General features: G+C 52.4%; 14 protein-coding genes. 5 read left to right on the top strand and 9 right to left on the bottom strand.

Translation table 11 applies throughout. The features are described 5' to 3' along the window. Window positions 1-3 precede the first annotated feature (3 nt). On the top strand, window positions 4-426 hold the full coding sequence (gene yciA / locus RAC90_RS02220; RefSeq protein ID WP_033741850.1) for an acyl-CoA thioester hydrolase YciA: 423 nt from the start codon (window positions 4-6) through the stop codon (window positions 424-426). A 103-nt stretch (window positions 427-529) separates the two neighbouring features. Here yciA and tonB read toward each other — a convergent pair whose 3' ends face one another. Beyond that, window positions 530-1,288, bottom strand: coding sequence for a TonB system transport protein TonB (gene tonB / locus RAC90_RS02215; protein WP_133745255.1), 759 nt, complete (start codon window positions 1,286-1,288; stop codon window positions 530-532). Window positions 1,289-1,486: 198 nt separating this feature from the next. Here tonB and RAC90_RS02210 point away from each other — a divergent pair, with 198 nt between their 5' ends. Continuing rightward, entirely contained in the window at window positions 1,487-1,783 is a 297-nt protein-coding gene (locus RAC90_RS02210) for a YciI family protein (protein ID WP_375123894.1), read from the top strand. 40 nt (window positions 1,784-1,823) lie between these two features. Beyond that, a complete protein-coding gene (locus RAC90_RS02205) occupies window positions 1,824-1,997 on the top strand; it encodes a hypothetical protein (RefSeq protein WP_006119367.1) in 174 nt (57 codons plus the stop codon). A 29-nt stretch (window positions 1,998-2,026) separates the two neighbouring features. Here RAC90_RS02205 and RAC90_RS02200 read toward each other — a convergent pair whose 3' ends face one another. After that, window positions 2,027-2,200 (bottom strand): YciY family protein, encoded by a 174-nt coding sequence (locus RAC90_RS02200; RefSeq protein ID WP_006119368.1) that lies wholly within the window; start codon window positions 2,198-2,200, stop codon window positions 2,027-2,029. A gap of 162 nt (window positions 2,201-2,362) precedes the next feature. Here RAC90_RS02200 and cls point away from each other — a divergent pair, with 162 nt between their 5' ends. Both cls and RAC90_RS02190 read left to right on the top strand, forming a co-directional pair. Next, complete coding sequence (cls, locus tag RAC90_RS02195) at window positions 2,363-3,823, top strand: cardiolipin synthase (protein WP_033741857.1); 1,461 nt, start codon at window positions 2,363-2,365, stop codon at window positions 3,821-3,823. 44 nt (window positions 3,824-3,867) lie between these two features. Next, window positions 3,868-4,191: an HI1450 family dsDNA-mimic protein gene (locus RAC90_RS02190; RefSeq protein WP_006119371.1), complete on the top strand. Its 324-nt coding sequence runs from the start codon at window positions 3,868-3,870 to the stop codon at window positions 4,189-4,191. 47 nt (window positions 4,192-4,238) lie between these two features. On the opposite strand, the gene oppF is transcribed toward RAC90_RS02190, so the two are convergent. The 7 genes from oppF to RAC90_RS02155 form a co-directional block, all read right to left on the bottom strand. Further along, window positions 4,239-5,237: a murein tripeptide/oligopeptide ABC transporter ATP binding protein OppF gene (gene oppF, locus RAC90_RS02185; protein WP_039343011.1), complete on the bottom strand. Its 999-nt coding sequence runs from the start codon at window positions 5,235-5,237 to the stop codon at window positions 4,239-4,241. Then, on the bottom strand, window positions 5,234-6,247 hold the full coding sequence (locus RAC90_RS02180; RefSeq protein ID WP_006119374.1) for an ABC transporter ATP-binding protein: 1,014 nt from the start codon (window positions 6,245-6,247) through the stop codon (window positions 5,234-5,236). The genes oppF and RAC90_RS02180 overlap by 4 nt, the downstream gene beginning before the upstream one ends. Window positions 6,248-6,258: 11 nt before the next feature. Beyond that, on the bottom strand, window positions 6,259-7,167 hold the full coding sequence (gene oppC, locus RAC90_RS02175) for an oligopeptide ABC transporter permease OppC (protein WP_006119376.1): 909 nt from the start codon (window positions 7,165-7,167) through the stop codon (window positions 6,259-6,261). A gap of 14 nt (window positions 7,168-7,181) precedes the next feature. Further along, window positions 7,182-8,102 carry an oligopeptide ABC transporter permease OppB gene (gene oppB, locus RAC90_RS02170; protein WP_006119378.1) on the bottom strand — a complete coding sequence of 307 codons (921 nt, stop codon included), beginning with the start codon at window positions 8,100-8,102 and terminating at the stop codon, window positions 7,182-7,184. Between the two features lie 85 nt (window positions 8,103-8,187). Further along, on the bottom strand, window positions 8,188-9,828 hold the full coding sequence (gene oppA / locus RAC90_RS02165) for an oligopeptide ABC transporter substrate-binding protein OppA (protein ID WP_039343014.1): 1,641 nt from the start codon (window positions 9,826-9,828) through the stop codon (window positions 8,188-8,190). A 155-nt stretch (window positions 9,829-9,983) separates the two neighbouring features. Further along, the gene (locus tag RAC90_RS02160; RefSeq protein WP_054687700.1) at window positions 9,984-11,603 is read right to left on the bottom strand and encodes an ABC transporter substrate-binding protein; all 1,620 of its coding nucleotides are present in this window, start codon (window positions 11,601-11,603) and stop codon (window positions 9,984-9,986) included. A 585-nt stretch (window positions 11,604-12,188) separates the two neighbouring features. Beyond that, entirely contained in the window at window positions 12,189-12,836 is a 648-nt protein-coding gene (locus tag RAC90_RS02155; RefSeq protein ID WP_006119393.1) for a YchE family NAAT transporter, read from the bottom strand. Between the last annotated feature and the right edge of the window lie 307 nt (window positions 12,837-13,143).

Below are 13,143 nucleotides of genomic sequence, written 5' to 3'. Positions count from 1 at the left end.
GCAATGGACGAAAAACATAAATTGCCCCAGGGCGAAATGGTCATGCGGACGCTCGCGATGCCTGCGGATACTAACGCAAACGGCGACATCTTCGGTGGCTGGTTAATGTCGCAAATGGATATGGGCGGTGCCATTCTGGCAAAAGAAATCGCCGAGGGCCGTGTCGTCACCGTCAGAGTGGATGGTATGACCTTTTTAAAACCCGTCGCGGTCGGCGATGTTGTCAGTTGCTACGCACAGTGCATTCGCACGGGCAACAGCTCAATGACGATCAATGTGCAGGTATGGATTAAGAAAGTGTCGTCTGAGCCTATTGGTCAGACCTATTGCGCAACCGAAGCGGTCTTTATTTATGTTGCGGTGGACAATGAAGGCCATCCCCGTCAGCTGCCTGCGGGACGGGATAATCAGTCAGCCCCTGCCTGAGTGCGGTTCAGCCTGACATCGCAGACAGGCTGAATCTGAACCGGACCCGGGCGGGTCCGGGCCCGCTTAGCCGACTTCACGTTGCTGAAACGCCTCACAAGCCTTATTCAAGGCTGGCCCCGCCGTTAATTTTAAACACAATATTCATCGTCAGACCGGTACCGGGCTTACCGCTTTGATAGCGCCACGAACGCATGGCCTGTTTGACGCTGCGCTCAAACATGTTGCGCGGTTCCGCAGACAGAATATCAATGTTGTCGACCCGTCCGTCACTGTCCACATCAAATTTCACTCTGACACGGCCTTCTACTCGCAGGGCCGCCGCGCGTGGCGGATAGGCTGGCTTGCTGATATTCAGCGCTTTTGGGCCGGTTGAGGCCGTCTGCGCAGGTGTTGCTGACGGTGTCGCTTTCGGCGCTGTCGCAGGCTTAGTCTGTGTTGCAGGCGCATCCTGCTTAAAGGGGTTGGCCTGGGGCTTCGCTTCCTCACGCGGTTTTACTTCGCGTTTTGGCTGTGTATGTTTGGGCGGGTGCCGCGGTCTGGGTTTTGGCTCAGGTTTGGGTTCCGGTTTGGGAATCGGCACTGGCTCAGCTTTAGGCGGTTCCGGAGCGGGTTTCGGCTCTGCCACAGGCTCGGGGGCTGGCTGGGGGTCCGGTTGCGGTGTCGGTTGTGTGATTGCGGGTTCAGGCTGAACCTCGGGCGCGACCATTGTCACACTGATTGGCTGGGATGCTTTGGGCAGTTCTCGGGTTTGATGAAAAGACGCATAGAGAATACCGGCAATGACTGCACCATGGAGCACAACGGACAACATCATGGCGACAGGCGTGCGTTTCGGTAAAGGCATAGTCAGCGTGGTCATAACAATCGCAGTTATCAAATGAAGCCCTGATTTTAAATGCAAATAGCAATCAGTTTCAATAATCACCTTAGTGCCGGGCGAAAAAAGCCCCTTTAGCCCATTATGCTCAGCACGTTATTGACGCAAGGTTTCGTTTGCACTCTACTTAACTATCCCTTACCGTGTTGCAAAATTTATAGAGTCAATGGGAGCGCCCTAGTGCTTTACGTCATTTATGCTGAAGATAACGCCGATTCTCTGGAAAAACGCAACGCGGTGCGCCCCGCTCACCTTGCGCGTCTGAAGCTGCTGCATGAAGAAGGCCGTTTGATCGTTGCAGGCCCCATGCCTGCGGTTGACAGTAACGATCCTGGCGTAGCCGGTTTCACCGGCTCCACGGTGATTGCAGAGTTCCCGTCACTGGAAACGGCCCAGGCCTGGGCAGCGGACGATCCCTATATTGCGGCCGCTGTTTACAAACACGTCAGCGTCAAGCCGTTTAAGCGGGTTTTCTGAGCCCGCCCGCAACACTGACGCTTCTACAGAGATAGTCTGAATGCATGCCATTATCATGGCCCTGCTGCTGGTCATCACCCTGCTTGTGGGTGGCGCGTTGTATCTGTGGCGAAAGCACGGCTGGCGAAACAAAAAGCACCTGATCGTCATGCTGATTGTACTGGCGGCAGCCGTCCAGTTGGTTAACGTCAACTTATTGATGACCGGACAGTAATTTAACAGCCGCTTCGCGCGGCTGCGTCATCAGAGATTTTGTGTGATAAACAGAATGGAACGACGTTGCTGTTGCGCCAGTTGATGGCGAATCCCGTGGATGCGTTTATAGCGGCGTGACTGCCCTTCCAGCCAGCGCGAACGTCGACGCTGCACCTGACGCAACATTCTCCAGCGGGCCACTTCGTTTCTGCTTCGTCTCATAACTTCCTCTCTGACATCTGACTCACGCGCACGCATTATAGAGATCTCTGCGCTAATGCCAAATCGGATCTCGCATTGACATACCACGATGATTAAGGGTTTCACTCCCTACCATCTCCACGTAAACTTCTCAGATTCAAGCGCGAACAGGATGTCCACTTAATGACGACGTTTTATACGCTTATCAGTTGGTTATTGGTATTTGGTTACTGGTTATTGATTGCGGGTATTACCCTGCGCATTCTGATGAAGCGACGAGCCGTAACCTCGGCAATGGCATGGCTGCTGATTATTTTTATTCTGCCACTGGTTGGCATTATTGCTTATCTGTCGTTTGGTGAATTGCATCTGGGTAAACGCCGGGCTGAACGCGCGCGAACGATGTGGCCCTCTACCGCCCGCTGGCTGAATGATCTTAAAAAGCGTACCGAAATCTTTGCCACCGATTACAGCGATGTCGCGCAGGCGTTATTTCAGTTGTGCAACAACCGTCAGGGCATCGCAGGGGTAAAAGGGAATCAGTTACAGCTGTTGACCAGTTCGGACGATGTAATGAAAGCCCTTATCAGGGATATTCAGCTGGCCCGGCACAATATTGAGATGGTGTTTTATATCTGGAATCCGGGCGGACTGGCGGATGAAGTCGCCGAATCCCTGATGGCCGCGTCGCGGCGCGGTGTTCACTGCCGCCTTATGCTGGATTCCGCAGGCAGCGTCGCCTTCTTCCGCAGCCCGTGGGTCGGGATGATGCGTAATGCGGGTATTGATGTGGTTGAGGCGCTACAGGTCAGCCTGCTGCGTGTCTTTCTGCGTCGTATGGATTTACGTCAGCATCGCAAAATGGTGCTGATTGACAACTATATCGCCTATACCGGCAGCATGAATCTGGTGGACCCGCGCTTTTTTAAACAGGACGCGGGCGTGGGTCAGTGGGTCGATCTGATGGCGCGTATGGAAGGGCCGGTATCAACCGCCATGGGGATCGTTTACAGCTGTGACTGGGAAATTGAGACCGGCAAGCGTATTCTGCCCCCACCGCCCGACCGCAATATTATGCCGTTCGAACAGGAAAGTGGTCATACCGTTCAGGTGATCGCTTCCGGTCCCGGTTTTCCCGAGGATTTAATTCATCAGGCGTTGCTTACGGCGGTCTACTCTGCCCGCGAACAGCTGATCATGACCACGCCTTATCTGGTGCCCAGTGACGATCTGCTGCATGCCATCTGCACGGCTGCGCTACGTGGCGTCAATGTGAGTCTGGTGGTTCCGCGGCACAACGACTCTCTGCTCGTAAGCTGGGCCAGCCGCTCGTTTTTTAGTGAGCTGCTTGAGGCCGGCGTTAAGATCTACCAGTTTGAAGATGGCCTGCTGCATACCAAAAGCGTGCTGGTCGATGGTCAGTTGAGTTTAGTGGGGACCGTAAATCTCGATATGCGCAGCTTATGGCTGAATTTCGAAATTACACTCGCCGTCGATGACGCCGGATTTGGCAGCGATTTGGCCTGCGTCCAGGACGACTATATTGCCCGTTCGCGCCTGCTTGACGCCAGACGGTGGGCAAAACGTGCCTGGTGGAAGCGGATTGTCGAACGACTGTTTTACTTCTTTAGTCCTTTACTGTAAAACGAGCGAAATTACGAACCGCCCTCAGATAAACGGGACCGAAAATGGATCTGAACAACCGCCTGACAGAAGACGAAACGCTGGAACAGGCCTACGACATTTTTCTTGAACTGGCAGGTGACAACCTTGACCCTGCAGACATTATTCTTTTCAATCTGCAGTTTGAAGAGCGTGGCGGCGCCGAACTGTTTGATCCGGGCGAAGACTGGCAGGAGCACGTGGACTTCGATTTGAACCCCGACTTTTTCTCTGAAGTGGTCATTGGTCTGGGCGAAGCAGACGGCGAACCTATTACCGATGTGTTTGCGCGCGTACTGCTGTGTCGGGAAAAAGATCACAAGCTGTGCCATATTTTGTGGCGTGAGTAGTCCTCACCTCGTAGCGAAAACGCCGGGCAACAGCCCGGCGTTTTGGTTTAAAGCGGATCCACCTTCAGGCAGGACACCGCATGGCGGAAGCTGCCTTCGAGCAGCGGCCGCGTTTTGGCGCATTCCGGTCCAGCAATCGGGCAGCGGGTGCGGAAAACGCATCCGGATGGCGGATTGATCGGCGACGGTAATTCCCCTTCCAGCAACTGAATCTGCTTATTTTTTTCCAGATCCGGATCGGGAATCGGTACGGCTGACATCAGCGCCTTGGTATAAGGATGCTGCGGATGGGTATACACCTCATCGTAGGTGCCCAGCTCCACCGCGTGCCCCAGATACATCACCAGTACGCGATCCGAGATGTGCTTCACCACCGCCAGGTCGTGGGCGATAAAGATCAGCGACAGCCCCATTTCTCGCTGCAGTTGCTGTAGCAGGTTGACCACCTGCGCCTGAATGGACACATCCAGTGCAGAGACCGGTTCATCACAGATGATCAGTTTAGGCTCAAGAATCAATGCACGCGCAATGCCGATACGCTGACACTGACCGCCTGAAAACTCGTGCGGATACCGGTTAATCAGGTTAGGCAACAAGCCCACTTTCATCATCATCGTTTTGACGCGATCTTTGATGTCCTGGCGAGAAAGCTCAGGGTGATAGGTACGTAAGGGCTCGGCGATAATATCGCCGATGGTCATGCGCGGGTTAAGCGAGGCCAGCGGATCCTGAAATATCATCTGGATATCGCTACGCGCTTTACGCCACTCTTCCTCACTCTGCCCCAGCAGGTTACGGCCAAGCCAGGTGACACGGCCTTCCGTGGCTTTCACTAACCCGATAATCGCACGTGCCAGCGTGGATTTACCGCAGCCGGATTCGCCCACCACACCCAGCGTTTCTCCTTCGTACAGACGCAGACTGACGCCATCCACGGCCTTCAGCGTTTTTGGCGGCTGCCAGAACCACTGCTTGTCATCCTTGATGTCGAAATGAACTTTCAGATCGGCAATTTCGAGTAGGACTTTTTTTTCTGCCAGGCTCATACGAGTTCCTCCACCGGCTTAAAGCAGGCGCGTAAGCGCCCTTCTGCAAACGGTAACAGCGGCGGTGCTTTGGAACAGATATCCATGGCATGCGGACAGCGCGGCTGGAACGGACAACCCTGCGGCAGACGCAGCAGGTTTGGTGGATTACCCGGAATGGTGGTCAGGCTTTCACCTTCTGCATCCAGTCTTGGCACCGCATTCAGGAGACCAATCGAGTAGGGGTGAGCCGGCTGATAAAACACATCGCGCGCGCGACCGTATTCCATGGTGCGGCCGGCATACATCACCAGCACTTTATCGCAGATCCCGGCCACCACGCCCAGATCGTGGGTAATCATGATGATCGCCGTATTGAACTCGCGCTTCAGCTCATTCAGCAGCGTCATAATCTGCGCCTGCACCGTAACATCCAGCGCGGTCGTCGGTTCATCCGCAATCAGCAGCTTAGGCCGGCACAGGAGCGCCATCGCGATCATCACGCGCTGACGCATCCCGCCTGAAAACTCATGTGGGTACATCTTCATGCGTTTGCGGGCTTCAGGCATTTTTACCGCGTCCAGCATTTTCACCGACTCTTCAAAGGCCTGAGCGCTGCTCATGCCTTTGTGCAGTTTCAGCACTTCCATTAACTGTTCGCCGACCCGCATATACGGATTCAGTGATGTCATGGGATCCTGAAAAATCATCGCGATTTGTTCAGCGCGCAGCCGGTTTAACTGTTTTTCCGGCAGATTAAGAATCTCTTTACCGTTGAACAACGCAGAGCCGCCAATGCGGCCATTGCTGGCCAGCAGGCCCATCAGCGCAAACGCGGTTTGCGATTTACCCGAGCCTGACTCACCGACAATGCCCAGGGTTTCCCCGGCTCGCAGTGAGAAATTGAGATCGTTCACGGCGGTGACATCACCGTCATGGGTGCCGAACGTAACACGTAAGTCTTTCACTTCAAGCAACAGGTCGCTTCCCGCGCGTGCAGCCTGAGCAGGCTGAAATTCATGAATAGTCATCGGGAAACTCCTTAACGATCTTTGGGGTCGAGGGCATCACGCAGGCCATCGCCAATAAAGTTAAAACAGAACAGCGTGACCACCAGGAAAATGGCCGGGAACAGCAACAGCCACGGCGAAACTTCCATGGAGTTAGCCCCATCGCTCAACAGCGCGCCCCAGCTACTTAGCGGCTCCTGGGTGCCCAGACCGAGAAAGCTCAGGAATGATTCGAACAGAATCATGCTGGGTACCAGCAGCGAGGCGTAAACCACCACCACGCCCAGCACGTTAGGCACGATATGGCGCGTCACAATTTTCCAGGTCGAAACGCCGCCAACATGCGCCGCTTCAATAAACTCTTTGCGCTTCAGGCTCAGAGTTTGTCCACGCACGATACGCGCCATGTCCAGCCACGACACCATACCGATAGCAGCAAAAATCAGCAGGATGTTACGGCCAAAGAAGGTGACCAACAGAATGACGAAAAACATAAACGGGAAGGAGTTAAGGATTTCCAGAATACGCATCATCACGGAGTCGATTTTTCCACCAAGGTAACCGGCAATGGAACCGTAGAGCGTTCCCACCACCACGGCGATCAGGGCGGCGGCAATGCCCACCATTAACGAAATACGACCGCCAATGGCGACGCGCACCAGCAGATCACGCCCCGATGAGTCGGTGCCAAACCAGTGTCCGGACGTGGTATCTGGCGGGGATGACATCATTCCCCAGTCGGTATCGAAATAAGAGAACGGTGACAACATGGGCGCGAAAATTACAAACAGCGTGATTAACATCAGCACCATCAAGCTGATTAACGCGGCCCGGTTATGAATAAAACGGCGACGGGCATCCTGCCACAGGCTACGCCCTTCGACTTCCAGTTTTTCACTGAATGCATCAAGAGCTTCGCTATTTTTCTTACTTAACATCATGGCGAACTCCAGAATCAGTAGCGAATTTTCGGGTCGATAACGGCATAGAGCACATCGACGATCGCGTTAAACAGAATGGTCAACAGCCCCACCAGAATCGTCAGGCTCAGTACCAGCGAGTAGTCACGGTTAAGCGCGCCGTTGACAAACAGCTGACCGATACCGGGCAGTCCGTAAATAGATTCAATCACCATAGAGCCAGTAATAATGCCCACAAATGCCGGTCCCATATAGGAAATAACCGGCAACAGTGCTGGCTTGAGCGCGTGACGTAAAACGATACGACGTAACGGCAACCCTTTGGCTCGCGCGGTACGGATAAAGTTGGAATGCATCACCTCAATCATTGAGCCACGAGTGATACGCGCGATACTGGCAATGTAAGCCAGGGATAACGCCACCATCGGCAGCAGCATATAGTTCCACTGTCCACCGTTCCAGCCGCCACCCGGCAGCCATTTCAGCGTAATGGCGAAAATCAGGACTAACAGCGGGGCAACCACAAAACTCGGTATGACCACGCCAGTCATTGCCACCCCCATGACGACGTAATCCCACAGGGTGTTTTGCTTCAGCGCGGCGATAACCCCTGCCGTCACGCCCAGTACCACGGCCAGGATAAAGGCAGCCAGGCCCAGTTTGGCCGACACCGGAAAGGCATGACCAACCAGGTAGTTCACCGAATAGTCTTTATATTTAAACGAGGGGCCAAAGTCGCCATGGGCCAGTTGAATCAGGTAATCAACATATTGCTTGCCAATGGGATCGTTGAGGTGATATTTCGCCTCGATATTCGCCATCACCTCTGGCGACAGCGTACGCTCACCCGTGAACGGACTGCCGGGGGCCAGTCGCATCATAAAGAAGGAGATAGTAATAAGGACGAAAAGCGTCGGGATGGCTTCAAGTAACCGACGCAAAATGAATTTTAACATTGCCGTACCTACCAGGCTGGTGCTTCACATTGCATTAAAAAATACAGGCGGCGCTCATGGCGCCGCCGCTGTTCTTGGTGTTCTGTTAGTGCTTAATGATGTACAGGTTTCTGTCTGCGACGTTATCCAGCGGATCTTTACCGGTATAACCACCGACATACGGTTTCACCAGACGGGTGTTCACGTAGTAGTACAATGGCACGATGGCAGAGTCTTTATCCAGCTGCTGCTCAGCTTTTTCATAGTCAGCCGACCGGGCTTTATCATCGGTTGTGGCCAGGGCATCTTTCATCAGCTTGTCGAAGGCCGGGCTCTTGTAGTGCGCGGTGTTGTTACTGCTGTCAGACAGCATGGTATTCAGGAACGACGTCGGTTCGTTATAGTCTGCACACCAGCCTGCACGTGCAACGTCGAAGTTGCCCTGATGACGCGTATCCAGGAAGGTTTTCCACTCCTGGTTCTCCAGCTTCACTTTCACACCCAGATTTTTGGCCCAAATCGACGAGGCGGCAATGGCCAGTTTTTTATGCAGATCGGAGGTGTTGTACAGGAGCGTAAACGTTAACGGTTTGTCTGCCGTGTAACCGGCTTCAGCCAGCAGCTTTTTGGCTTCAGCATTACGTTTTTCCTGTGACCAGGTAAACCACTCTGGCTTCACCAGCTCCATACCATCTGTTGCAGGTGGCGTGTAGCTGTAGGCTGGCTTCTGGCCCTGCGCCAGTACTTTATCCACGATAATGTCGCGGTCGATACCCAGTTTCAATGCGGCACGTACGCGCGGATCGGTGAAAGGCGCTTTCTGGTTATTAATTTCGTAATAGTAGGTGCACAGATAAGGGTCAACATGCAGCTCTTTACCGTTGTCACGCTGTAATTTTTTGAACAGCTCAATCGGCAGATTGTTATAGGTCATGTCACTGCCGTTATCAGAGAAGTAACGGTTAACATCACTGACTTCTGACGAAATGGGCAGGAAGGTGACTTTGTTCAGCACGGTATGCGCGTTATCCCAGTAATCAGGGTTGCGCACAACGGTAATACGTTCGTTAATGACGTGAGATTCCAGCTTAAAGGCACCGTTGCTGACGATATTTTCAGGCTGGGTCCACTTATCACCGAATTTCTCAATAACCGCTTTGTTTACCGGCGACATTGAGGAGTGAATCAGTAATTTATAGAAATACGGAACCGGCTCGCTCAGGGTCACTTGCAGCGTATGATCGTCAAGCGCCTTCACGCCCAAATCTGTTGGCGGTTTCTTACCGGCGATAATATCGTCAACGTTGGCCAGGTGACCGTATTGCAGATAGCTGGCATAAGGAGACGCGGTTTTCGGATCGGCCAGACGCTGCCAGCTGTAAACGAAATCCTGAGCAGTCACCGGCTCACCGTTTGACCATTTGGCATTTTTGCGCAGATGGAAGGTCCAGACTTTAAAGTCTTTATTATCCCAGCTCTCTGCCACGCCAGGAATCGGATGGCCGTTGGTATCGCTGATCACCAGTCCTTCAAACAGGTCACGGCTGACGTTCGATTCCGGTACGCCTTCAATTTTGTGCGGATCCAGCGACTGAACCTCGCTACCGTTTCCTTTTACCAGCTCCTGCTTCGCGGCCAGTTCAACCCCGGCAGGGACCGTGGCGGCGATAACGCTGTTGGCTGTGAGCGCACTCATCGCTGCAAAGACGCTGGCAGCAATCAGGGTTTTCTTCGTGATGTTGTTCATTCTTAACTCCAGTTTTTTTATTTTCACCGAGGGTGTTTGCGACCTCAGTGTTCCCCGTATTCGGGCCCCGGTGTTTTCACCTGGGGAGCATTGACCCTGTAGCGTGGTCAGCACGGTAACGCCCTTCCCGGCTGTGCCGCCGGATAAGCGCGTTATCAGTGTTGTTTAATGAAATAATATTTCAGATCTGTCATGTCCTGCGGATCGTGGCCGGTGAACCCGCCAACCCAGGGTTTAACCAGCCTCACGCTGACGCGGTAGTAAACTGGCACAATTGCCGAGTCTTTGTCGAGTTGTGTTTCAGCCTGCTGATACAATGCCGCGCGGTCAGCATCCTTTGTGACGCTTAGCGTGTCTGCCATCAGCCGATCAAAGGCCGCACTACGATAAAACGCGGTATTGGTCGACGACGGACTCAGGAACATATTCAGGAAAGTAGAGGGCTCGTTATAATCCGCGCACCATGTGGCCCGCACCACGTCATACTGTGCCTGATGACGCGTTTCCAGCAGCGTTTTCCATTCCTGATTTTGTAAGGTGACCTGCGCCCCGAGGTTGCGCTGCCACATTGACGCTGCAGCAATCGCCTGGGTTTTATTTTGATCGGAGGTGTTATAGAGCAGCGTAAAACGCAAAGGATTTTTACTGTCGAAACCCGCTTCCGCCAGCAGTTTCTTTGCCGCCTCATTGCGCTGCGACTGGGACCAGGTCATCCATTCCGGTGTGGCTAACGCGGCCCCATTGGTATAGGGCGGTGTAAAACTGTAAGCCGGAATCTGGCCCTGCCCCATAATCTTTTTGGCGATAATGTCGCGGTCCAGCGTCATCTTTATAGCCGCGCGCACGCGCGCATCAGTAAAAGGCGGCTTTTTGTTGTTGATTTCATAATAAAACGTACACAACAAGGGGCTGACTTTGACTTCGTCGCCGATGTCCTTACGCAGCTTCGCGAACATATTGGGCGGGATGGCGCTGTTGGTCATATCCAGGCCACCGCTGCGATAGCGGTTAATGTCGCTGTTCTCAGAACTGATCGGCAGAAATGTCCCCTGCTCAATCACGGTTTGCGCGTTGTTCCAGTAAAGCGGATTGCGCTTCAGGACAATTTTTTCGTTGACGACCCAGTCACTTAAGGTATAAGCACCATTACCAACATAATGCCCGGGTTGAGTCCACGCCTCGCCCCATTTCTGGATAGCGGGTGCATACACGGGTTTCATAGCCGTATGCGCCAGCATGGCAATCAGATAGGGAACGGGCTCTGTTAAAGTGACCTGTAAATGGTGATCGTCAATCGCTTTTACGCCCAGTTGGTCTGGTGCCGCTTTACCCGCAATAATCTCGTCGGCATTGGCAATATGCGCCGCCTGCAGATAACTGGTGTAAGGAGATGCAGTTTTCGGATCGGCCAGGCGTCGCCAGCTGTAAACAAAATCGTTAGCCGTTACCGGTTCGCCGTTGCTCCATTTTGCATCGTTGCGCAGCGTGAAGGTCCAGATTTTTCCTTGCTGATTTTCCCAGCTCTCAGCCACACCGGGGACAACCTTACCGTTATTATCTGTATTAACCAGCCCGTCCAGCAGATTCAGGATAATATTGGATTCCGGCACACCTTCCGTCTTATGCGGGTCAAGTGAGGCCACTTCGGAGCCATTGTTAATGACAATTTGCTGCTGTGGCGATAAGGTCACGCCGGCGGGTACGCTGGCCGCACAGACGGGTAAAGCAGTCATCACACCTAGTGCCAGACAAGACCAATATTGCTGAGCGTTCATTTACCACACCTTGTTGACCTGCCCGTTTTTATTCTGCAATCCCGTCTGCATCAAGAAAAAAATCTTGCTATTTCGACCTTCGGGAAAACATGCTCAATGCGCCGAAAATTAGCAGAAGCTGAATGACGGCGCCAAAACTAAATAGTTAAAATGTTATCTGTTTCTCTTTTATCATGAGATTTTTCCCAGTGGAAGTGTTAATTTTTAGCCTAAAAATACATTAACCTACTGAATTATAAAAATATTCATAGATTTGATGCTATTCTAACCAGAATATTACATTCACCGATTTTGACTGCGTTGTTGTAGCGTCATTCTTTCCCGATGTGCCATTTAAAAAGGCATTAATGGGCCTTTACCAGCATTAATCATGCCAACATGCACCGTCAAAGCAGAATATAAGGTGAGATTGATGACAGGAAGGCCAGGCGCGTACTATCGGGACGCGCACTGAGTATTAGGGAAAGTGATAACCCGGAGAGGATATACAGCGGTGCAAATAATTGCCCGTTTAGAGTGCAATATAGTGTCGTATTGCACTCTTTTGGTGCCTGTCTTTTTATGTTTGTTAAAATAAGTGGGTATTCAGCTTACCAGCCCTGGAAAAATCGCTTTAATGCCTGTTACCACAAATTCGATGCCCAGCGCCATTAACAGCAGCCCCATGATACGGGTGATGACGTTGATGCCCGTTTGCCCCAGTACTCTGACCATAATAGGGGCGGCACGAAACAGTAACCAACAACTGAAGGCAAAAATGGCCACTGCCACGGTAAATCCCAGCAGATTTAACCAACTGTGATAGCGCGTACTCCAGACGATAGTTGAGCTGATTGCGCCGGGCCCGGCCATCAGCGGTAAAGCCAGCGGAACAACGCCAATACTTTCGCGAATCGCGGTTTCTGTTTTTTCCTGCTTGTTTTGTTTATCTTCGCCCAGCTTTCCGCTGATCATCGACATCGCTATCGTGACAACCAGAATGCCCCCGGCAATACGGAAAGAATCAATTGAGATGCCAAACACATGCAGAATGGCATCCCCTAAAAACAGCGACGTCCAGAGAATAATGGCCACAGCAAGGTTTGCGGTGAGATTCGTTTTATTACGTTCTGCCACGCCCTGATAACGCGTCATGCTGATAAACACCGGAATGATGCCAATGGGATTCACCAGTGCAAACAGGCCTACGAAAAACTTGATATAGCCAGAAAGATCTAACAGCGCAGGATTCACGGTTCACTCCACATCCCAGATGAAAAACGCGCCTAATGTAAGGTAAAAACGCCGCGCACGCCAGTTGAAGCGAGAGTTATTTATTCTGTTAATTTACTTACAGTTTAGGGCGTTAAACCAGCCATTCCACAAAGGCTGGCAGATGTTACTTTTGTTACCGCTTTTAACCTCATCGCCCTCCCCCTCATGAACCGCAGGCTGAAAGGTGTCAGCTGTGGTTTAAATTGATTTGGATCATCATTGCTGTCCCCTAAACCCGATACTCTTTTGTTGTCAGCCACGATACCACCGGAGAAAAAGAATTCTT

Origin of the sequence: Pantoea sp. CS_6 (assembly GCF_041954745.1) — a bacterium.
Taxonomy (GTDB): Bacteria; Pseudomonadota; Gammaproteobacteria; order Enterobacterales; family Enterobacteriaceae; genus Pantoea; species Pantoea stewartii.
The sequence above is the reverse complement of the archived record's forward strand: the minus strand, read 5'-3'. Positions and strand labels throughout refer to the sequence as shown.